This is a genomic window from Paenibacillus sp. Z6-24 (assembly GCF_054161335.1).
Map to the genome: position 1 here is coordinate 3,994,382 of NZ_CP096398.1, position 21,177 is coordinate 4,015,558.

The 21,177-nt window shown below is 51.2% G+C and carries 19 protein-coding genes and 1 pseudogene; 3 read left to right on the top strand and 17 right to left on the bottom strand.

Annotation, left to right across the window (positions count from 1 at the left end):
• Nucleotides 1–9 precede the first annotated feature (9 nt).
• The 9 genes and pseudogenes from nikE to M1D61_RS17370 form a co-directional block, all read right to left on the bottom strand.
• Nucleotides 10–867, bottom strand: coding sequence for a nickel import ATP-binding protein NikE (gene nikE / locus M1D61_RS17330; RefSeq protein WP_458119864.1), 858 nt, complete (start codon nt 865–867; stop codon nt 10–12).
• Nucleotides 851–1,684, bottom strand: a complete 834-nt coding sequence (gene nikD, locus M1D61_RS17335) for a nickel import ATP-binding protein NikD (RefSeq protein WP_458119865.1) — start codon at nt 1,682–1,684, stop codon at nt 851–853. The genes nikE and nikD overlap by 17 nt, the downstream gene beginning before the upstream one ends.
• Nucleotides 1,685–1,724: 40 nt before the next feature.
• On the bottom strand, nt 1,725–2,549 hold the full coding sequence (gene nikC / locus M1D61_RS17340; RefSeq protein ID WP_458122545.1) for a nickel ABC transporter permease subunit NikC: 825 nt from the start codon (nt 2,547–2,549) through the stop codon (nt 1,725–1,727).
• 2 nt (nt 2,550–2,551) lie between these two features.
• The gene (gene nikB / locus M1D61_RS17345; protein WP_458119866.1) at nt 2,552–3,496 is read right to left on the bottom strand and encodes a nickel ABC transporter permease subunit NikB; all 945 of its coding nucleotides are present in this window, start codon (nt 3,494–3,496) and stop codon (nt 2,552–2,554) included.
• A gap of 43 nt (nt 3,497–3,539) precedes the next feature.
• Nucleotides 3,540–5,174 carry a nickel ABC transporter substrate-binding protein gene (gene nikA, locus M1D61_RS17350; protein WP_458119867.1) on the bottom strand — a complete coding sequence of 545 codons (1,635 nt, stop codon included), beginning with the start codon at nt 5,172–5,174 and terminating at the stop codon, nt 3,540–3,542.
• A 347-nt stretch (nt 5,175–5,521) separates the two neighbouring features.
• Complete coding sequence (locus M1D61_RS17355) at nt 5,522–6,253, bottom strand: nucleoside phosphorylase (RefSeq protein WP_046213196.1); 732 nt, start codon at nt 6,251–6,253, stop codon at nt 5,522–5,524.
• An 89-nt stretch (nt 6,254–6,342) separates the two neighbouring features.
• Nucleotides 6,343–7,572, bottom strand: a complete 1,230-nt coding sequence (locus M1D61_RS17360) for an AAA family ATPase (protein ID WP_458122546.1) — start codon at nt 7,570–7,572, stop codon at nt 6,343–6,345.
• A gap of 237 nt (nt 7,573–7,809) precedes the next feature.
• The gene (locus M1D61_RS17365) at nt 7,810–9,240 is read right to left on the bottom strand and encodes an RtcB family protein (RefSeq protein WP_458119868.1); all 1,431 of its coding nucleotides are present in this window, start codon (nt 9,238–9,240) and stop codon (nt 7,810–7,812) included.
• Nucleotides 9,241–9,375: 135 nt separating this feature from the next.
• Nucleotides 9,376–9,922 (bottom strand): annotated as a pseudogene (locus M1D61_RS17370) (DNA polymerase beta superfamily protein).
• A gap of 954 nt (nt 9,923–10,876) precedes the next feature.
• On the opposite strand from M1D61_RS17370, the gene M1D61_RS17375 reads away from it, so the two are divergent.
• Entirely contained in the window at nt 10,877–12,076 is a 1,200-nt protein-coding gene (locus M1D61_RS17375; RefSeq protein ID WP_458119869.1) for an acyltransferase, read from the top strand.
• 139 nt (nt 12,077–12,215) lie between these two features.
• On the opposite strand, the gene M1D61_RS17380 is transcribed toward M1D61_RS17375, so the two are convergent.
• The 8 genes from M1D61_RS17380 to M1D61_RS17415 form a co-directional block, all read right to left on the bottom strand.
• Complete coding sequence (locus M1D61_RS17380) at nt 12,216–13,952, bottom strand: sensor histidine kinase (RefSeq protein ID WP_458119870.1); 1,737 nt, start codon at nt 13,950–13,952, stop codon at nt 12,216–12,218.
• A gap of 463 nt (nt 13,953–14,415) precedes the next feature.
• Entirely contained in the window at nt 14,416–14,715 is a 300-nt protein-coding gene (locus tag M1D61_RS17385; protein ID WP_458119871.1) for a hypothetical protein, read from the bottom strand.
• 34 nt (nt 14,716–14,749) lie between these two features.
• Nucleotides 14,750–15,208: a cupin domain-containing protein gene (locus M1D61_RS17390; protein ID WP_458119872.1), complete on the bottom strand. Its 459-nt coding sequence runs from the start codon at nt 15,206–15,208 to the stop codon at nt 14,750–14,752.
• 62 nt (nt 15,209–15,270) lie between these two features.
• Nucleotides 15,271–15,723: an OsmC family protein gene (locus M1D61_RS17395; protein ID WP_458119873.1), complete on the bottom strand. Its 453-nt coding sequence runs from the start codon at nt 15,721–15,723 to the stop codon at nt 15,271–15,273.
• Nucleotides 15,724–15,869: 146 nt separating this feature from the next.
• Nucleotides 15,870–16,745: an ABC transporter permease gene (locus M1D61_RS17400; protein WP_458119874.1), complete on the bottom strand. Its 876-nt coding sequence runs from the start codon at nt 16,743–16,745 to the stop codon at nt 15,870–15,872.
• The gene (locus M1D61_RS17405) at nt 16,742–17,731 is read right to left on the bottom strand and encodes an ABC transporter ATP-binding protein (protein WP_458119875.1); all 990 of its coding nucleotides are present in this window, start codon (nt 17,729–17,731) and stop codon (nt 16,742–16,744) included. The genes M1D61_RS17400 and M1D61_RS17405 overlap by 4 nt, the downstream gene beginning before the upstream one ends.
• Nucleotides 17,728–18,690: a hypothetical protein gene (locus M1D61_RS17410; protein ID WP_458119876.1), complete on the bottom strand. Its 963-nt coding sequence runs from the start codon at nt 18,688–18,690 to the stop codon at nt 17,728–17,730. The genes M1D61_RS17405 and M1D61_RS17410 overlap by 4 nt, the downstream gene beginning before the upstream one ends.
• A 336-nt stretch (nt 18,691–19,026) precedes the next feature.
• Nucleotides 19,027–19,536, bottom strand: coding sequence for a sigma-70 family RNA polymerase sigma factor (locus tag M1D61_RS17415; RefSeq protein WP_458119877.1), 510 nt, complete (start codon nt 19,534–19,536; stop codon nt 19,027–19,029).
• Between the two features lie 255 nt (nt 19,537–19,791).
• On the opposite strand from M1D61_RS17415, the gene M1D61_RS17420 reads away from it, so the two are divergent.
• Nucleotides 19,792–20,811: a hypothetical protein gene (locus tag M1D61_RS17420; RefSeq protein WP_458119878.1), complete on the top strand. Its 1,020-nt coding sequence runs from the start codon at nt 19,792–19,794 to the stop codon at nt 20,809–20,811.
• Nucleotides 20,812–20,877: 66 nt separating this feature from the next.
• Nucleotides 20,878–21,120, top strand: a complete 243-nt coding sequence (locus M1D61_RS17425) for an NHLP leader peptide family RiPP precursor (protein ID WP_458119879.1) — start codon at nt 20,878–20,880, stop codon at nt 21,118–21,120.
• The last annotated feature ends 57 nt before the right edge of the window (nt 21,121–21,177 follow it).

Genomic DNA, 21,177 nt, shown 5'->3' on the forward strand with positions numbered 1-21,177 from the left:
ACGTCTGAATTATTTACGTCCGAATGATGAGTATTCGTCCGCAGATTGTTGCTGTGTTTCATCCAATCGATCCCATGCGATTCGCCGGGATGGGTGTTCCGGCAGTACCGCAGCAGCCAGCTGTCTAACCGCAGGATGTTTCGATGCCAGAATGGACTCTCCCGTATCGGCTTCATGCACGATCTTTCCTTGATCCATGACGACCATGCGGTCGCACAGCGTCAGGGCTGCCCGGATATCGTGGGTGATAAACAGATAGGACAGCTGATGCACCGATTTCAGCTCGGCCAGCAGATTCAGTATATGACTCTGGTTTACCATATCCAGGCTGCTGACCGATTCATCGAGCACGATCATTCGGGGCTTCAGCGCAATCGCTCTTGCGATATTGACGCGTTGCAGCTGCCCGCCGCTGAACTGATGCGGCTGCTTGCTGGCATCTTTTGCCGTGAGTCCCACCTGTTCCAGCAGCTCGCCGATCCGATGCTGCTGTTCGGCCGGTGACGACCGCTCGTAATTGCGCAGGGGCTCACCAATGATCTGGGCAGTGGTCATCAGCGGATTGACTGCCGAATAGCAGTCCTGAAAGACCACCTGCAGATCACGTCTCAACTTGCGGAGCGTGGTACGATCCGTGTGATACAGATCATGACCCTGGAAAATCACCTGTCCCCGGGCCGGACGCTCCAGTCCGAGTATAATTCTGCCCAGCGTGCTCTTGCCCGCTCCGCTCGTACCGAGCAGTCCAAGGCAGCAGCCTTCACCGATTTCCAGCGAGATGTCTATCAGCACCCTGGGAGATGTTCCGGAGCGGGATAGCCAGCTGCGCCTGCCGTAGCTGTGACTTACATTATTCACCTGCAGCACAGTGATCCTCCTTTTGTCGCAGCGGATGTGGACGGGCCTGCAGCAGCAGACGTGTATACTCATGCACAGGCTGATCGAACAGCTCGTAAACATCCGCCTGTTCCACGATACGTCCCTTTTGCATAACAGCCACTTCATCCGCCAGCTGGGAAATAACTCCGAGATCATGGGAAATCAATAAAATGGACGTTCCACATTCCGTACGCAGCCGATCCAGTTCCCGTAGTACCCGCAGCTGATTGACCACGTCCAGCGCTGTCGTCGGCTCATCCGCAATGAGCAGCGCCGGACGCAGACACATCGAGATCGCAATCATCACCCGCTGCAGCATACCGCCGCTCAGTTGAAATGGATACTTGCGCATCAGACTGGCCGGCTCCGGCAGATTCATGCGGGTTAGCGCAGCAACAGCCTGCTCTTTGGCCTGACGCCTGGACAGATCGGTATGGGTACGCAGCGTCTCTACGAACTGGGCACCGATCGTATAGACCGGTGTAAAAGCATTCATCGGATTCTGCATAATGCAGCCGATTTCCCTGCCCCGGATGCGCTGCATTTCCCCGGCAGACATCGCGTTCAATTCACGTCCCTGCAGCCGGACCGTACCGGACACATCCATTCTGCGGGGGTCCAGCATTTGCAGGATGGCGCTGCATGTCAGCGACTTGCCGCTGCCGCTCTCTCCGACAATACCGAGTACACGGCCCGGTGCCAGCGTCAGATTGACCGGTTCCAGCAGTGTCACCGGTTCGTTGTCCGTTCTCAGCCGGATATGCAGATCCCGGACTTCCAGTACATTTGGCAGTTCAGCTGTCATGCTTAACCCCTCCCATCCATTCCGCTTTGCTTGGCTGCTGCTAACGTTTGGCAATGCCGTATTTGTCGGACAGTGCTTCGCCGAGAATATTGAATACCATTACTACGATCAGAATCAGCAGACCCGGATAAATCATCAATTCCGGATGACTGCGGATATAACTGGTGCCTTCGTGAATCATTGCGCCCCATTCCGCATTGGGCGGCTGAATGCCCAGACCGAGAAAGGACAGCGCCGAGATATCCATAATCGCCCAGCCCATCTCAAGCGTCCCGATCACGACAATCGGACGCTGTACATTGGGGATAATATGCCGCCGGATAATACTCCAGGTGGAAGAACCGCTAATCCGCGCTGCGGCAATAAAATTCCGTTCCTTGAGACTAACCACCATATTCCGGCATATCCGCGCATAATATACCCACTGCACCATCATAAGTGCCAGCAGCACCTGCATCAGACCCGGTCCGAAAATACCGACAATTCCCAGCACCAGTACCAGATTCGGAAAGGCCATAATGCCTTCACACAGCCGCATCAATATGCTGTCGACCCAGCCGCCCACATAACCGGCGACCGCTCCGACCACAATACCGATCAGCAGCGAGGAGACAAAGATCATCGCCGCGAAGCCAAGCGATATTCTTGCTCCATAGATAAGCCTGGACAACTGGTCCCGTCCGAGATGATCCGTACCCAGCCAGTGATCCATCGACGGGCCTTTGAGCTTTTGCAGCAGATCGACCTTTACCGGATTATGAGGAGCGATCCACGGCGCCAGCAGTGCAACACCGAAGAACACCAGCACTGCCAGCGAACAGATAAAGATCATCCGCTGTCCTTTAAAGGCTGCACGCCATTTCATATTCAATGCTCTGCCCGTCCTTTCGATGAGATCCGCGGATCCATGTACAGCTGTACCAGATCAACAAGCAAATTACACAGGATAAACAAACACGCCGCCAGAAAGACATAACACTGGATCACGGGAATATCCCTGTTAAATATCGCATCCACAAAATATCGTCCAAAGCCGGGCCATGAGAATACCTGCTCCACGATAATCGTGCCTGTCAGCAGCTTGCCCAGATTGATGCCCATACCGGTAATCAGCGGGGTAATCGCCAGCTTCAGCACATGCTTGAGCATAATCGTCCGTTCGCGCAGACCGCGCATACGGGCATACTGCACATACGTCTCCTGCATCTGTTCCAGCATGCTCGACCGCAGCAGTCGGGTATAGACGGCGATCAGCACCAGCGAGAGCGTTACTGTCGGCAGCACCAGATTCTGCCAGCTTCCGCGTCCTTCAACCGGCAGCAGATCCAGCTTGACCGAGAAAAAGAAGATCAGCAGATAGCCGAGCCAGAACTGCGGAATCGAAGCTCCCAGATAGGAGATTGCCCGGCTTACCATATCGATCCAGCTGTTACGGTAGATTGCCGCCAGAATGCCCAGCGGAACACTGACGATCACCGAGAACAACATGCTCCACAGCGCCAGTTCAATAGTCGCCGGCATTCTCGATACGACTTCATTCCAGACCGGCTGATTGGTCAGATACGATGTACCAAAGTCCAGCCGGGCGATTTTTTGCAGAGTATGCATATACTGCGTCCACAGCGGCTGATCCAGCCCGAACTCATGGCGCTTCTGCTCCAGCACTTCCGGGGTCGGATAAATATGAGCAGCTGTCAAATACGCTTCCGCCGGATCGACCGGAGACAGGTGAATCAGTCCAAAAGTAACCAGTGTAGCGATGAAGACGATCGGAATGATGGCAATCATCCGTTTAGCGATATAGCCAATCATTAATCTTCTCCTCCTGAACATGCGTTATAAAGCGAAATCGGATTTAAGGTGCAGTCACCTGAATACCTGCGAACGGATTGTCATCACGGCTCGCCGGGAATTCAAAGTTGGTAATTTTCTTCTGGTGCACTGCCGTTTTCTTGATATAGGAAATCGGGATAATCGCCGATTGTTCCTGCAGTGTTGTCAGAATGGAGCGATACAGCTCCTGACGCTTGGTCTCATCGGTAGAGGACAGAGCCTGACGTACCTGCTCATCCAGCTGTTTTTTCGTCGGGATTGCACTCAGTGTCTCCGAGATGCCAAAGCCTGGGCTTGCCACGACATTGATGAACGAATGCGGATCATACGGTGCACCATAGTTGTACCAGAAATACAGGTCAAAATCGTTCGCTTTCAGGCGCTTGATCTGCACAGTCAGTTCCAGACCGGTCAGATTTACTTTCACACCGAGTGCACTCCACTCTGCCTGAATCGTCTCTGCCATCGCTTTCTGGATCGGATCGGTTTTGTCGAAAATCATATCAAATTCGAGCGGCTGGCCATCCTTCTCGCGCACCGTTCCACCGGCAGGCAGTTTCCAGCCCGCTTCATCCAGCAGTGCCATCGACTGCTGCACGTTATACGGAATTGGCTTCAAATCAATATTGGTGTACGGATAGTTTTTGGACAGTACGGAATCGGCCGGTTGTTCGAGGCCGGACGTAATGCCCTGAACCATCGCCTGCTTGTTGAATCCTTCATGCAGCGCCATGCGCACTCTGACATCAGCCAGTTTGGGATTGGAGGAATTGAGCAGCAGGCTGCGCGTTCCTACAGGATCGGACAGTTTGGTGACATATTCATCGTTGGCCTGAAGCTGGGTAAAGGCATCCAGACTGATCACGCCTTCTCCATAGATCAGATCAAGTTCACCTTTCTCAAAAGCAGCAACACGGGTCTCCGCATCAGGAATAATCTTGACGGTGACCTGATCGATCGCCGGAGCTTTGCCCCAGTAGTTCGGATTGCGCTTGAATACGGCGTATTCGTCCTGCTTGTAATCAGACAGCATCCAAGGGCCGGTACCAACCGACTCCTTGACGCCTTCGGAAGTGTCGCCGTTATCCGGGAATCCGGCTGCACCAAGGAAGCGGAACGGACGAACAACAGACAGATCCTGCAGTACCGGATAATAGGGCTTGGTCAGTGTCAGGCGGAACGTATGATCATCCACCACTTCGGTTTTGTCGATCACGCTGACAATGCCCAGCCAGCTGTGGGTATCCTTGTGCTTCATTACCGCGTCAAAGTTCTTTTTGACAATTTCGGCGTTAAAGTCACTGCCGTCCGAGAATTTTACATTCTGGCGCAGGTTGAACGTATAGACTTTGCCATCGTCGGAGATTTTCCACGATTGTGCGAGACCCGGGGCCAGCTTGCCATCCTTTTCATAGCTAACCAGCGGCTCATAAATCATCGACTGGGCGAACAGCTGCGATGGATTGTATGTATGAGGATTCATGGTCCCGATATCACGAGGCCATGACATGGTAATGGATTTGGCAGAAGCTGCCGCATCGGAAGCATTGGAAGATGCAGTATCGCTGCCTGTATTACTGCAACCTGCGAGCAGAAGCAGTACAGCCAGTATTGTTGCCAATACCGGAATAAAAGACCTTTGACGGTGATATGACATGAATGATATAACCCCTTTTCTCTATTGGTGATAATGATTATCATATTCACTCATTAGAATAGGTAGGAGTTCGTCTTTTGTCAACATAAATCATCATTTCCTGCATTTGAGCTGTACCATGACAGCGGCATAGCCAGCTAAAAACTACACTTGTACAGCAAAATACAGCAAAAATATAACAAAAATCTGCTCCGATAGCACGGAACAGACTTCTATTACAAATACTGTTTGGCCGGAGAATGAATGCAGTAATCTGCTACCAAAAAGGTCAGGGTTTTAACGCATTATCAATGTATATTGATACACAAACAGCATTATATCACAGGCAAAACAACCGGCTATTCCTCTCATCCATGACGCTTGGCCAGTGTGACAACTGCCGTAATCGCAGCTTCAATCTCACGCTGCACCGCATCGGCGACCACATTGGTGTTCGGGTCGTATTCGGCAGCCAGATCCGCGTCCGCATAACCATCGAGAGCCACGATCGCTCCGGCGCGTACACCGCGCAGTGCTGCGATGATATACAGTGCGGAGATCTCCATCTCTACAGCAAGTGCACCTGCCTGCTTGAACTTTTTGTGCGGGAATTCTTCGACGCCGTTAAAGAATACATCCAGCGTCACGGTGATGCCTTTTTGCACAATCCCTTCGCTCTGACGAGCGGCTTCGTACAGTGCTTCGACAATCTCGCTGTCCGCTACGGCAGGGAATCCTTCCGGTACAAGCTGACGGGTCAGTCCGTCCGTACGTACTGCTGCCGTACTGACGATCAGACTGCCTGCCGGATGATCGGCCGAATAGGAACCGGCTGTACCGACACGGATCAGCGTCTTCACGCCAGCGCGGATCAGCTCTTCAAAGCATACCGCCGCTCCCGGTGAACCGACACCATGACTGACTACGGCAATCTCCACGCCGTCTCTGGTACCGACGAAGCTGCGGTATTCGCGGCTGAACGCCAGCTCACGCGGATTGTCCAGCTGGGCTGCAATGCCTGCCGCCCGCTTCGGATCGCCACAGACAATGGCGTATTCCGGGATATCTTCACTGTTCACTTGCAAAATAGGCATCAACATGGGCTTGATCGAACTCCTTTTTATCCATTTCCGTTTATTATACCAGCGGCAGCGAATTTCTCACAGCCCTGTATCCATCGGCATTCGGATCAGAAATGAAATCCGACGCGTCCGTCGCTGTTATGCAGCCACACACCCTTGCGGCTCTTGTCCAGCTCGCCGCGCAGACCCTGAATGACTTCGCGCATATCCAGACTGCCTTCTTCGTGCCAGCGCAGCGCTGCCGAGACATACAGTTCACCCAGCTGGGCAAAGGTGAATCCTTCGGTCAGGCGCGCCGCTTCCACGACCACTTCTTCCCCGGCAAATTCGTGCAGCCGCTTACGATGGAAATATTCCAAACGCAGATCTTCATTGGGCAGGTTAATCTCGTAGGCACGGTCGAATCGTCCGGCACGGTTCATCAGACCCGGATCAATCTTCTCCGGATAGTTGGTCGTACCAATCAGGAAGATTCCCTCTTTGGACGTTGCACCATCCAGCGTATTCAGGAAAAAGGAACGCGATTCCGTAGGCATGGAATCGATATCCTCGATCACCAGCACCATCGGTGCCATGCGTCCGGCTGCCTCGAATACTTCCTCAATCGATTCGCTATTCGTATACTCGGTAATCTGCCAGTAGGCGACCGGTCCGGGCACACTGCCCGCAATCGATTTGACGAGCGTCGTTTTGCCATTACCGGGGTGGCCGTACAGCAGAATCCCCCGCTTGTAAGGCACATCATATTTCTGGTAAAAGCTGCGGTCTTCGGCAAAAAAGCGATCCAGCGAGCGGTAAATATCCTGCTTGATCTCATTCGGCATAATGACATCTTCACGGGATACCGCTCGGCTGACAGGCTCCAGCTGACGGTTGATGCCGTGTCTGCCATCCGTAAATACCGTTACCCGGCGCAGGCTTTGTTCCCGCTGGCGGATGCGCACTTCACCCAGAAAAGCCAGCAGTGCTTCATCGCTGACCGCGAACACCAGATCATCGTTACTGATGCCGTGATCCCGGAAAACCGGCATCCGCGCCATCGCTACTCCGGCTTCCGGATAGGCAAAGACGTTATTTTTCATCGAACGATGTACTCCGTAATCAGGCTCCGGTTTGTCACCGTCATAGACAAATGTCCATTCTTCCAATCGATCATAAATGCTGGCCACATGCTCAACAGCGGATTTGCCGGAACGCAGATCATCTTCGAGCAGATCCCAGTATTCAATATTCGGATCGTCACTGGCATACAGCCGGTATTCGACGCCATAACGTTCCTGCAGCTTGGCCGCGATTCCTTGGATGACACGTGCATAATCCGCATACTGGGAAGGCATCCCTTTTTCTTCTTTGTTATATACAATAATGGCAGGTTTCTGAATAGATGCTGCTGCCTGTATTGAATCATCTTTGGTACGGTAGATAGAATCCAATCCGTTATCCCCCTCTGTTATCGGTTCATTGTTTGTTCTTTGATATGATATCGAAACGGAAGACCCGGTCCCGTTTCACCGGAAACAGGCCTTCCGTTTTTCTTCCTTCTATTCCATTCTACTCTTTAACGAGACAAATGTTTAATTTGTTCCTTTGATCGCAGCCAGTGGCTGACATTTGGCTACGACGGCAGCCAGTCCGGCGCCGGTGACACTCTCGATAATCTGATCCACATCCTTGTAGGCCTGCGGCGACTCATCCAGTATACTCTCCAGTGAGCGCTGGTTCACGACAATTTCGTCATCTGTACCGACTTTCATGGAGCTGGCAAATTCATCGACTTTGACCAGCCGTTTCGTCGCGGAACGGGAGCGTGCCCGTCCGGCTCCATGGCAGATCGAGTAATAATTATCCTCTCCACCGGGCAGTCCGACCATAATGTACGAGGATGTACCCATCGAGCCGGGGATCAGCGCCGGATGACCGGTCTTCATGTATGGCTCGGGATTGCCGGGATGTCCGGCCGGCAGAGCTCGGGTCGCTCCCTTGCGGTGAACGAACACAGTATCTTCTCCCCGGTATTCCGACCAGGCATAGTTGTGCATCAGATCATACAGTGTGCGCAGCTCGCACTGGCTGCCGAATACATCGCGCAGCGCTTCCCGGATCGCATAGGCGATCAGATGCCGGTTCACCGTGGCATAGTTCAGCGCCGAGTACATTAGATTCACGTAATGCCGGGATTCCGGATGGGACAGCGGCAGGAACGCCAGCTTGGGATCTGCCGTGCCGAGTCCGAGCCGGTGCATAGCCGCAATCATCGCCGGATTGCTTTCCTGGCTGATGCCGCCGCCCCAGGAACGGGAACCGGAATGGATCATGACGGCAATCTGTCCATCATACATGCCCCAGCTTTCAGCAATATCGCGATTCTCCTCCGCAATCTCCAGCGCCTGAATCTCGGCAAAATGATTGCCACCGCCCAGCGTGCCGAGCTGCCGATGACCTCGATGCCAGGCGCGGTCGCTCACATTGTTCAGTACATTTTCATCAAACTTGAACCGGCTCTCTTCCACATGGGTCAGAGAAGTCGACTTTTTCGGAGTATAGCTGTCAGGGACATATTTACCCTGCAGCCCGTGCAGTCCTTTACTGACGACATTTTCAAGCCGCAGGTCAGAGAAATGACCGCGCTGCTGGGACTCCATCGGCAGGTATTTCTCGATCGTTTTGACCAGTTTGCGGCGCAGTTTGACCTCTTTGAGATCGTCGCGGTGCAGATTGGTCAGATGCACCCGCATGCCGCAGCCAATATCGCTGCCGACGATGGAAGGCGATACATAGCCGTCTTCGCCGCCCCATACGGCAGTGGTGCCGATGCAGGTACCGACGCCAACATGCACATCTGGCGTGTAGCCCATATAGCGAATGCCGGGAATCTGCAGATTGTTATTGGCCATGGCGAACACTTTGTAGTCCAGGCCGGCAAACAGCTCGGGATTAGCGTATACATGTACATCTCCCGCTGGCAGTTTGACCTGGTGTATATAAGGATTGGTATTCTGTATCATAAAGTGATTAAACCTCTTTCATATAAAAATCATACTTTTATTTGTTAATTTATTTGGGTTGCGGCAAGCTTGTTTGTATCATCATCACAGGCTTGCAGGCAGCTGAGACCCGGATTGGCTGGCTGACCGTTATCATTATGACCATACCTGCCGCAGTGTATCGCGGAACAGCTGGTCCAGTGTCTCATCCAGATTCTGTGCTGAAGCCGGCTGCAATGATACTTTGGCTTCCAGATCGGCAATGGAATGTTCCAGGTAGTGATGAATAGATGGAATCGGTGATTCCAGATTCAGTTCGTCTCCTGCCATTTTGCGTTCCAGCAGATGATGGATATCCTCGCGCAGCTGACCATCCGGCAGCAGTTCGGCGACCAGCTGCTGGAATTCCATCGGTGGCATGGTGCCTTTTTGTTCGATCCAATAGCAGGCGAGAATCCCAGCCGTTAATATCCAGCTGGTCGCTGATCGGATATTCGATTACATCTCTCCGGTCAAAGATGGACAGATACCATTCCGGTGGATGCACATAGATAAACCGCACATCATAGTCGCTGTCCCGGGAAGGAAATCCCCATGCTCGGCTGCCCGACTCACAGGCGTACAGAATTTTGACCTGCTGCTCCTGTTCGATTTTTTTCAATTCATTTTGAATGTTCTGCGTGATCTCCTGGCTGACTTGCATGGGTATCACTCCTTTGTCTTAGTCTGGTATATTTAGCTGCCGCTTTATTGGGTCCAGCAGCCTATCGTTGACGCTATCGATACGGTATATTTTCATACCATCAATGGTTTATCGTTAGTCCGCGCGAAAATACAGAAAAGCCGCAGACCCTGAATTACGGTCTGCGGCTGGTTGATGGAGAATAACCGGGATGATGCACAAGCTGAATTTCTGGGCATCTTAGTGCCAAGCTAAATCCCTTGAGCATCTTTATGCCCAGCTAAGTCTTCTGGACACTTTAATCCGGTTATTCCTGCAGCTGCGGTATATGGACATGATCTCTGGAAAAAAGAATCGCGAACCGTACACCGGCTGAATATGAAGTTGTTCATATTGTAGAGGCTCTGCCGCCAATGCTGTACCTGTAATAAGGATGCAGGTTCAACGATAATGGCGAGCAGTTATACGACCCACAAAAGGGACCAGGTACATAAGCACCTGATCCCTTTTCCTGTCAGAAGCACAGACTACAAAGCGGCCTGAACTGCTGTACGATTCTTTTGACTAAAGATTATGTCGTCCGTAAGAGGCTGGAAAATATGGAGCAAGCATATGGAATTGTCAAAAAGCCTGTCTGTTGGCGCTTGTTATCAATAATCGTGTATGTGATCTGCTGATTGTCCATTCTATCGCTGCCCAGGGTCATCATTTCCAACCTCCCTTCTTGTTAATATGACTTAATGATAACTACATGAATTTCCAATTGTCAAATAGACCTCAAGAAAATGGTACTTTGGTCTTGGATAGACGCGTTATAATGCGAGAAGCGCACACAGACCTGGAGACAGATACTGCAATCGTTCCAGAAAAAAATAAAGGACAGCCAATTACCGGGTTTTCATACTCTCTTCACATTACTCTGATATAATGTTTCACTGGCTACTATTCTTCGTTATTGAAGGCAGAGGTGAATACATGACAAGAGAACAGATTGATGAGTGGGCACTGCTGCGGGGATTATGCTTTCTCGCGGTAGTTATGCAGCACTGCATTGGAGAATATATTTACCGGAGCGATATTGTTCCAGCGGATTCGATTATGCTGGGAATGGTGTATCATTTCACCCGTTTCGGTACATTGACGTTTGTCTTTCTGGCAGGGGCGATCCTGTTTTACCAGTATGGCGACGGGCGTTCGTACCGTTCGGCACTGGCACGTAGAATCGGTGATATTTATGTACCATTTGTGTTATGGACACTCATTTACTGGGTGGTCGTCCAGCTGGCCGACCATCATCCGCTATTCGGACCGGGAACTTGGCAAAATATACTGACCCAGCTGTTCGCACCAACCAACGGCTATCATCTATGGTTTGTGATTATGATCTTCCAGTTCTATCTGCTGTTCCCGCTGTTCCGCCGTTTGTCCCGGCAGTTCAGCAGCCACTGGCTGGAAGGCCGGACAGTGGACCGGCAGCAGCAGATTGTGATCAGAATGCTGCTGTTGCTCGCTATCGTGTACGGCTGGCTGATGTGGGCGTGCTATTATGCAATGCCCGGCTGGAGCCTGCAGGGCATCTGGCAGACACTGCTGGAGCACCGGACGAGCGAGTTTCCGTTTTATTTCTTTTACTTTATTCTGGGCGGGGTATGCGGTTCTGCCATTCAGCGCTGGCGTGACATGGTCATCCGGCTGCTGCCCTGGAGCACGATCATATTTCTGGTGATGTATATCTGGCTGGGCTATGATCTGCTGCGGCATTCGACAGAAGCAGTGAACCTCAACGTGTCCACTTACTTGAAGCCGACGACATTTGTGATCGTCGTATCGCATATGCTGCTCATTTATGGACTGGCACTGCTGCTTTCCCGGCAAAATCATGTGCTCGTCCGGTTCCTGAAATGGTGTGGGCGGTACTCATTCGGCGGTTATCTGTCCCACGCACTGATCCTGGCCGGTGTTGCTTCGCTGACACGGCCGCTCGTATTGACAGGAATGCATCTGCCGGTTACTCTGCTGAGCTTTGCCTTCGTCGCTCCGGCAGCGATTCTGCTGACCAGCCTGATCTCCCGATTGCCTGGTGGACAATGGCTAACCGGCTCGGCAGGCAAAAAATCCCGCAAACGTAATGCTCCTCCAGACAGCGCTGCAATACCGGACACCCCCCTTCACTAACTGTGCTAATGATATGGATATGTCGTAATCATCTTTGCATGATTTAATAAATCGACCACAAAAAAACCGTCCCTTCCTGCAATACAGGAAGGGACGGTTTTTGTTTTTTTGGCATGTCGTACAGCAGGATCCGGCATCCTTACAGCGGCAGACGAACCGAGAATTCGGTCCAGTGCTCGTCGCTCTCCACGAGGATGATCCCACGATGCTTCTTCAGAATCTTCGTGACAATGGCGAGGCCCAGTCCGGAGTTTTTGCGGTTCAGCGGCTTGGTGCTGAACCCGGCTTCGAAAATCTGCTGCTTCAGCTTCTCGGGAATCGGGTTGCCATTGTTGCCAACCGTAAAGGTCAGCTGTTCGCCGCGAATCTGGCCGGTTACCCGGACAATTTTCTCTGGACGATCCGTCTCCATTACCGCATCAAATGCATTATCAACCAGATTGCTGACGATTTTGACCAGCTCGGTGGATTTTACGGTTCCGAACTGCACGGATTTGAGATTGGCAATCTCGTATTCGAATTTGATTTTGCGATCATAGGCCTGTGTTGTCTTGGCCTGAATCAGCGCCGATAGCGCCGGCAGGTTAATGTTGATAATCTGGTTCATCGCAATCGATTCACCGACCAGTTCAGCGGTATATTCCGACAAATCATCATATTTTTTCATCTTGACGAGCAGTTGAATCGTATTGACATGGTTGTTGAAATCATGCCGCTGTTCCTTGATCGAGTTGAACAGGGCATCGATATTCTCCAGGTAGACATTCTGCACACTCTGCGCCACCGCTTCGGTGCGACGATTCCAGAGGGCGATCATGCCGAGGACCAGGCCAATAATGACCAGCGAGCAGGCAAAAATGGTCAGGGTCAGACGAACGAGCTGATCATTGAGCGTCTGCTGCACACCTGTCAGATCCGATACGATCAGGATGACCGCCGGATAATTAAGCTGTACCGGTATAAATGTCTTGAGTATCGGCATTTCCTTGTATTCCTCGGTCAGTGAAATCATGCGGCCTGTTCGGCTCGCCTGCCGGATATTATCGCGGTCAGTCTCATTTTTGTAGGAATAATCATTGTTCAGTGTCTGGTTCTCATCATACCAGATCACGCCGCGTGAATTGTACTGGTTAGCCTGATCCAGAAAAATCGGCGGGTTAAAGATTGATATCCCCAGCGTCTGGCGGTTGGTCTCCCCATTCAGAATCTCGCGGATGACCGCTTCCACCCCCGTATCTTCCCGATAGGCGCGTACCGCTTCATCATTCGTATACACACCGATAATATAATCGGTAGTGCCATCATAATAGAAGCCCCACTTCTCGCTGCCGGGTACGTTGATATCATCGGCCCCGATCATGGGTGCTCCCCAGAAATTAGGCAGTGCCTGACCAACCCCTACATCCGGTCGCTGTCCGCGCAGCAGCTGCTGGATCGCTTTGAGCCATTCCGGACGCCATGATTCATTGCTGTTCAGCTCTGCCGGATCGGATGATTTAACCGGTACAAGATAGTCGCTGTCTGCCCGGAGTAGTGTAATATGATCGACTCCTACCCGGGTCTTCATATCGGACAATTGTTTATTCGTAATCTCGCTGAGTGTTGGTCCCAGCGACGATTTGACCGCCTGTGCAGCCATTCTTAGATTTTCTCCGGTCAGATTCTCTACAAAAGTCTCACCACTTTGAGACAGCTTGATCGAGGAACGGACCTGATCTGCAATAACTCGCATATTTTGCTCTTGGACAGAGATAAGGGCCCGGCGTGTGGATACGTAATACGTTGTATTTACGATAATCAGCACGATAGCCATCACAGCCAGTATATATACAGTTACCGGGAACGGTTTGGGCAACAGGCTCTTGCGTTGTTTCATATTAGCAAATTTACCCCCATCTATATCAGCGCTTTTTCAAAGAATAAGCTGCAATAGTTACCTCGTTTTTCCGTGCTATTTGATCTGTCGGCCGGATCAGCCTTAGCAATAATACCTCTTCTGGCTTCACTTGTCATCTGTTCGTTGTTGCTGCATTTAATTTATCGACAAAGTTCGATTGTATTCTCTGTATCATACCATGAACTCTATAGAACCACATCGGATTTCCCTAAAAAAATCCATAATAAATGTATAAACAATCCTATTAATTTATGGAAAAGTTACCTAATATTTATTGTACTAAAGCTGCTGAAATAAATCCATTCAAGAAAGACCCTGATTCTGCCTCATGGCGCATCAGGGTCTCTTGTCTACATCGGGTCATATTCGACTATCAGACAGAACTGAACAACCGTCATCGGTCACCGGACAACCCGTTCATTTGCCGGATGATGATATAACTTTATGGAAATCTGCGCTGGGCGCGCCACTCCATATACTGGTTCTCCAGCATCTCACGTTCACGCTGTTCATGGGAATCTCGCAGCGGCAGCCATATTGCTGTATCCTCGTCTTCATAGATCGTCCACAGGTCGGTGAACAGATAATCCTGCAGGCTCACACGCTGTCCGATCTGGCGTCCTTCGGCCCATAGCAGCCCGTCCGTCGTCCGGATTACGGTACGCATACTGTCCATCGTACGAGCTTTCTGACCGAGCCGAATAGCGGACAGCATCTGTCCGAGCGTGTACCAGTTCATCATCTCACCTCACTCTGCAGCCGTCCGGCAGGAACTTTTAACGTTCGATCAGCTTGAAATCATCATAATGGAAGCCAGGAGCGACTACACACGATACGAATACAGGCTCATCGCCCAGCGGACGGGCCATCTGCCATACACCAGCAGGAATCAGCACCTGCGGCAGCTGTCCGGCTTCGAGATCCAGACCGAGGATGAATTTCTCGCCTTCTTCCGGCTTGTCACCGCTGCCGCCGAGTGTCAGTTCCAGCGGGCTGCCGGAATGGATCAGCCACAGTTCGTCCGAATGAACAACATGCCAGTCCGAGATCTCATCGGCATGCAGCAAAAAGTAAATCGATGTCGCCGAGAAGCGCGGACCCGAATACTGCGCAGGCAAAATGGACTGTGGAATCTCAAAGGAAGCTTTCCACATTTCCTTGTACCAGCCGCCTTCTTCATGGGGCTTCAGTCCAAGCGCAGCTACGATAGGGGACACGGGTAATTTGGTGGTCATGGTCAAATACCTTCTTTCTGTAATAGTGAACAATGGGATGAATGCTGATGAAAACAAGCGGATCAGTGTGCTTCGGTAACCTGGATATCCGGTTCGGTGGACAGCTGCACATTACCGGCGACTGCACGTGAGATCATGCAGGACTGCTCGGCTTTGTGGGCCAGCATTAGTGCCTTTTCCCGTTCGCGTTCTCCAGCACTTGCAGCCAGTACAATCTGCGGCCGGTGAATAATCTGCTGGTAGGTGAAAATATTATTCGTTACATCCACATGCCCCTCGGAACGCATCGTCAGCCGGTCTACGGCAATATTCGAGCGTTCCAGCATGGCTGCCAGTGTGATGATATAACAGGTCGCTGCCGCACCGAGCAGCATTTCATCGGGATTGGTGCCTGTGCCGGGACCGCCCATCGGCTGCGGGATCGAGATAACGGTATTCAGATTGCCGGTGGAAATGGTACCTTCGCTGTTGCGTCCGCCTTTCCAGTCGACATCCAGTATAAATTCATGAATCATAAAGATCACTCCTTGCAGTACAATCACAATCAACGCTAGTTTATCATATTCCTGCCGCTTTTGCCGCCTGTCCGCAGGCATTGCCCCGGACAGCAAAAAACACTGCACTACAGATAGACATCTGTAACATTGCAGCGTTTTTTGGATTAAAAGTCTTTTTTGTAAAAGCGGCGTGTTCCCCAGGCCAGCAGGATCAGCGTGTAGATCACAGCATAGACAACAAATGAAGCGGAAGGAATCTGTCCCAGTCCGAAGCCCGCAGTTATCGATCCGCTCATGTCCAGCATGCCTGCCAGATCCTGCAGCCCCAGCAGCAACGCAAGCATTTTGCGCTGGATCGCATCGACCGGCATAATGAGCGAGATCAATCCGGTAATATTGTACAGTGTCTTCAGCACTTCAGGGTCCATCTGCATGGAGGACGTAACCTTTTCCACCATACCGCCCAGCCAGCCTGCACCGTACAGCATAGTCATAAATACACCGTTGCCGATGGCCGAGAAGCTGGTCGATCCAAGCAGACTGAGCGTGACCAGTACCGGCACGGTCAAGGCAAACAACAGATACGACTGGATATGTACCCAAATATCTTTTGGTACATTCGCGTGGATATCCGCAATGACCACAATCGAAATATACAGGATTAATGCATAAAGGATACCAAACAGCGCATAACCCAGCCATCTGCCCAGATACCATTTCCAGCGGGGAATCGGACGGGTCAGCATCGATTGCATAATCCCGGTCTCCGCCTCACCTGAAATAGCCGAGAACGAACTGAAAATGACCAGAAACGCCAGAATAAAGCTGCCAAAGAAAAATCCGAGTGTCAGCAGAGCGGCTCCCTGGGCAAACTGTTCGACCAGCTGGGCCGAAGGCGAACTGTTCATCATCTCCGAAGCCCCGATCGTGCGGGCGATAAACCAGAATACGATCAAAAATAAAACGGTCATCAATACCGTCATCAGCAATACTTTTTTGCGCAGCAGTTCTTTCCATGTCATTCCGATTACAGCTGTCATTCGTGTTCCCCCCTGTGACTGAGCCCGGATACAGCCTCCATAAACCACTCTTCCAGACGTTCCCGGACAGGCTGTACCTGATACAGGGTCATGCCCTGATTCACAATCAGTGTAGTGATGAAGCCCACCTGCTCTTCATTGTCGATAATCGCTTCCAGCCAGACCGTATCCAGTGAAGGCTCTGCACTATAGGATTCAGTGTCTGTATGGGCAGCGTCAGGGATAGACAGCTGAAGCGGGATACCGCTCGTCTCCACCAGCCATGGAAGAATCTCGGGCGTAAAGCCGCCAATCTTGAAGCGCCAGCGTGTCTGCGCATAAAGCACTTCATGAACCTGTCCGTGCCGCAAAATAACACCATTGTTGAGCAACGCGATTCGGTCACAGATCGTCTCTACTTCTTCCAGCAGATGGGAATTGAGAAATATCGTCTTGCCTTCCTGCTTGAGCTCCTGCAATAGACGGCGTACGTCCATCCGTCCTACCGGATCGAGTGCCGAGGAAGGCTCATCCAGAAATAGTATAGGCGGATCGTTGACCAGCGCACAGGCAAGACCAAGACGCTGCTGCATGCCTTTGGAATAATGTTTGACTCTGTCCTTGCCACGACTTCCGAGACCTACACGGTCCAGCAGCATCGGAATTCGTGCATGGGCTTCTTCCTTCGTCATGCCGCATAACCGGCCATGGAGTTCTATGACTTCTTTGCCTGTCAGCCATTCCTGGTAACGGTACAGCTCCGGCAAATAACCGATATGCTTTCTTGCCGCTACCGAACCGATCGGATCACCAAACAGTCGGGCCTGACCATCGGTTGGCATAATCAATCCAACCAGCATTTTGACAAGTGTACTTTTGCCGGCACCATTGGGGCCGAGGAAGCCAAAGGCTTCCCCTTCTCCAATTGTGATCGTTACATTCCGGCAACCTTTACCATTACTGTATTCCTTGGTTAGGTTCTGAATATCGATTGCCGCAGTTGTCATGACTGAATCAGCTCTTCCACCTGATCGATCATTTTCTCACGGGTATCAAACATCTGGCCTTCCATGGTAAACAGCTGATTGTCCTTGGTCCAGTAAGCCGTGTATTCCGGCTGTTCTGTCAGCTCTGTCCCATCCTGGATCGTATAGGTCCGGGCTTCAATAATGACCGGTACTCCGTCAATGGTAACGCGCTCAGTCGGATAGTTGGAGACTACCGGTAAAGGAAGCTCGCCTGTGAGCACTTTCTCTTTTTGCAGCATACCCTTCACATTGTTCGGCAGGAACGGCAGGTTGACGATTGCCTTGAAAGCTTCCTCCGTATTGATGGAAGAATCGAATTTGATTTCAGGCAGGCCGGACTGATACAGCATACCGCCGTTATCATCCTTACCAAGCGGATACATGACTGTCTCCGGCATCGTCAGGGTAATCGGCTTCTGATCCATTGATTCCGGCAGCAATGTATCTCCACCCAGCTGCTCAATCGCTTTATTGACTTCATGTACATTCATGCGCAGCGTCTGGGTTTTGGAAGAATCAATAGTTACTTTGGAATCTTTGTCTTCTACAGCTGCGGCGATATAGCTGTATCCCAGCATGTCTGTCGCTTTCTTCGCCGAATACGTTCCTTCAATCTTGCCGGCCGAATCAGTAAATGATCCAAAACGATTCATATCTCCTTCGGTGACGCCACTCTCCTTGTAATGACTGAACATCTGATCGAGGTCCTTGTCATTAACGGCAGTCACTTCCTGCATACGGAACTGGTTCAGCAGAGAAGCCAGTGCATTATTGCCAAATGGTGTGGTGATCACGACACCGGCAATGGCGCAGGCAGCGATACCGGTTACCCATCTGCGGCGTGCAGGGTTCATTTTCTTGCGGTTTTTGGCAGACTTTGCAGCAGGGATTTCCTGACGGTTTGGCTCTTGATGATGATTGGATGGATTTGAATTCATGGTTGTATTCATTCCTTTCAGATTGGATATTGAATGGGACGCTTGATTTGTCTTGGATTGAAATGCAGGGTCAGACCATTTTCCCCAGTTGGGATGTGGTGTTTCCTGTTCCAGCAGGGATTGCATTTTCTGCCAGGCGCTATCTGTCGACTGAAGACTGTCTTCTCTATTCGGGTCTAATGCTGTATTCATTGCCTGTGGGTGTTCCCTTTGGTCGGTGGGATCCAGCGGATGTCGGGTCACGTGTAATATCCTCCTTTTGCTTGAAACTGTTCCATTCTCCGGCTAATGCTGCATGATTGTATGGCCTGTTTTGCCCTGTGGCTTTTAGGCGGTTCAGGTCGACTTCAGCATCTTTTTCTTTAATTTGTTGGTTGCCCGGTGCAGAAGCGTTCCTACCAGCGGCGGCCTGAGATGAAGCTGCTCGGCGATCTCTGCGTAACTGTATCCCGAGTATCGCATCAACAGTGCCTGCCGGTCGCGCTGAGGCAGCTGATCCAGCAGCTTGTGCACTTCATCCTGCTCCAGCTGCTGGATCATAATCTCCTCCCCCGTTGGCGGGGAATGACCTTCCAGATCGTAGTACTGCTCCTGCTTGTCCTGCAATCGGCGCTCGCGCGCTTTTTTATCCATATAGTCATAAGCGATTCGTGTCAGTACACGGTGCAGCCAGGCACCGATTGCTTCCGGATTATCCGGGGGATTGCGATACAGCCGGAGAAACACCTCCTGGGCCAGATCATCTGCGGTCGCCTGATCACGCAAAAGCGCAGTTAATTTTCGTTTAACGGTCGGGTAATGCTCATAAAATATCTGTTTGAACTGTTCCGGTTCCGGGTTGTTCATGTATTGCATGCTCCTTTCCGCTGCAGCTATAAGAAAGACGCGCCTGTTTGAATTTTTATATCACATTTGGCAAAAAAATATTAATAACGTGCAGATAAATCTTGTTTATCATCGGGTATAATCAGTCAAAAAACCAGCCAGAACAGCTGCTCGGGCTGGATATACCGTACTCACCGGACAAATCCATTATTTTTATTAGTCATCCAATAAATGGATAGTTATAATGGAGGTAAAATCCTGAGGGAGCGTGAGCATATGCACTGGCTGAATGATTTTGACCGGCATATACATGCAGCATTCGAGGAAGCGGCACAGCGAATTCGTCAATTTCCGGCTCCACTGAACAAGGAGGGGATGGAGTATCTGACCGGATTCGATATCCGGCTGCAAAGCGGCATCCATAACTATATCTGCTACCTGCTGCCTTTCTGGCTGGAACGGATGAGCCGTCCCCATCTGCATCCTGATCTGCAGAAGCATTTGTCGCAGACGGCCCGGCAGGTCGCTACAGCCAATATTATGGGCATGCTGCATTATTTTATCCAGGATGATCTGATGGATGCATCATCTACAGCTGCCGAAGATCATGGAGCAGCACTGATGCAGGACCTGCGTAGACTGCTTCCGCTAAGTGAGCTGCTGCAGGCGGAATATACCGGCATCCTCTCTCGCATCGCCGGACACCGACCGGAATATTGGCTGTCCCGCCGTCAGTACACGTATGATTGGGCACGATCGGTCTATCATGAGCAGCATACCGGCCATTTCCTCGATAACATCCCGCTGATCACAGGTAGAGCCAGCCCTCTCCGACTGTCGGCTGTCGTCATGCTGCTGGAAGCCGATCTCCCCGCGCGGCTGCCCGGGATCCTGCAGCAGTTGGATCTGGCACTGCTGCTGCTGCAGATGAATGATGATGCCGCTGATTGGCCGGAAGACCTGCGGCTGCACAACTACAACTGTCTGCTGTCCCTGATCCACCATGAAGCCAATCCTGCCGCCCCTATAGCACCTGGATCTTTTTACATACTTGATGAACCATCCATACGACATTACATCTACGACAGGAATATATTACGGCACTATGCCAATCTCGCCCACGCCCAGCGAGCTGCCCGGCCGGATGATCCGGAAGACAGTATCGACCTGCTGCAATTTTGCGATGATCTGGTGCAGCAGCTCGACCAGCTCGCCGATACGATAGAAGCAAGCCGCAATCTGCTGCTTCAGCAGGGAAGTCTTTTTTACTATGCCAACAACCCTAATTTGTTATAGATTTTTCCATTATACCGTGCTAGACTAATAGGAAAATATAACCATTTTGCGAAAGGATTGATGGTCATGTCCAGCCAAGCCCTTTTACACTCGCAGGTCATTCAAAAAGCATGGGAAGATCCGAATTTCATGGAATTGCTGAAAAGCGATCCCAAAAAAGCACTGTATGATATGATGGGAATTACACTTCCGGAGAATGTACAACTGAAGACGATTCAGGAAACTGCCGAAGAGATTTATCTGGTCATTCCGCCCAAGCCTTCCGAAATGGTTGCCTCAGCCGGAATTAATGTCAAAGCAGCCTGGTAACGGATTCAGGCATCGATTTTATTGACCATTCATACGCAGAACACGGAAAAAGCACAA

Bases quoted from the DNA above. Each gene is read 5' to 3' on its own strand.
- M1D61_RS17380 (WP_458119870.1), bottom strand. From the start codon at position 13,952: ATGAAACAACGCAAGAGCCTGTTGCCCAAACCGTTCCCGGTAACTGTA.
- M1D61_RS17410 (WP_458119876.1), bottom strand. From the start codon at position 18,690: ATGAATTCAAATCCATCCAATCATCATCAAGAGCCAAACCGTCAGGAA.
- M1D61_RS17425 (WP_458119879.1), top strand. From the start codon at position 20,878: ATGTCCAGCCAAGCCCTTTTACACTCGCAGGTCATTCAAAAAGCATGG.
- M1D61_RS17375 (WP_458119869.1), top strand. From the start codon at position 10,877: ATGACAAGAGAACAGATTGATGAGTGGGCACTGCTGCGGGGATTATGC.
- M1D61_RS17395 (WP_458119873.1), bottom strand. From the start codon at position 15,723: ATGATTCATGAATTTATACTGGATGTCGACTGGAAAGGCGGACGCAAC.
- M1D61_RS17400 (WP_458119874.1), bottom strand. From the start codon at position 16,745: ATGACAGCTGTAATCGGAATGACATGGAAAGAACTGCTGCGCAAAAAA.
- M1D61_RS17355 (WP_046213196.1), bottom strand. From the start codon at position 6,253: ATGTTGATGCCTATTTTGCAAGTGAACAGTGAAGATATCCCGGAATAC.
- M1D61_RS17385 (WP_458119871.1), bottom strand. From the start codon at position 14,715: ATGATGAACTGGTACACGCTCGGACAGATGCTGTCCGCTATTCGGCTC.
- M1D61_RS17360 (WP_458122546.1), bottom strand. From the start codon at position 7,572: ATGCCTTCCCAGTATGCGGATTATGCACGTGTCATCCAAGGAATCGCG.
- M1D61_RS17390 (WP_458119872.1), bottom strand. From the start codon at position 15,208: ATGACCACCAAATTACCCGTGTCCCCTATCGTAGCTGCGCTTGGACTG.
- M1D61_RS17415 (WP_458119877.1), bottom strand. From the start codon at position 19,536: ATGAACAACCCGGAACCGGAACAGTTCAAACAGATATTTTATGAGCAT.
- nikC (WP_458122545.1), bottom strand. From the start codon at position 2,549: ATGAAATGGCGTGCAGCCTTTAAAGGACAGCGGATGATCTTTATCTGT.
- M1D61_RS17365 (WP_458119868.1), bottom strand. From the start codon at position 9,240: ATGATACAGAATACCAATCCTTATATACACCAGGTCAAACTGCCAGCG.
- nikA (WP_458119867.1), bottom strand. From the start codon at position 5,174: ATGTCATATCACCGTCAAAGGTCTTTTATTCCGGTATTGGCAACAATA.
- nikD (WP_458119865.1), bottom strand. From the start codon at position 1,684: ATGACAGCTGAACTGCCAAATGTACTGGAAGTCCGGGATCTGCATATC.
- M1D61_RS17405 (WP_458119875.1), bottom strand. From the start codon at position 17,731: ATGACAACTGCGGCAATCGATATTCAGAACCTAACCAAGGAATACAGT.
- M1D61_RS17420 (WP_458119878.1), top strand. From the start codon at position 19,792: ATGCACTGGCTGAATGATTTTGACCGGCATATACATGCAGCATTCGAG.
- nikB (WP_458119866.1), bottom strand. From the start codon at position 3,496: ATGATTGGCTATATCGCTAAACGGATGATTGCCATCATTCCGATCGTC.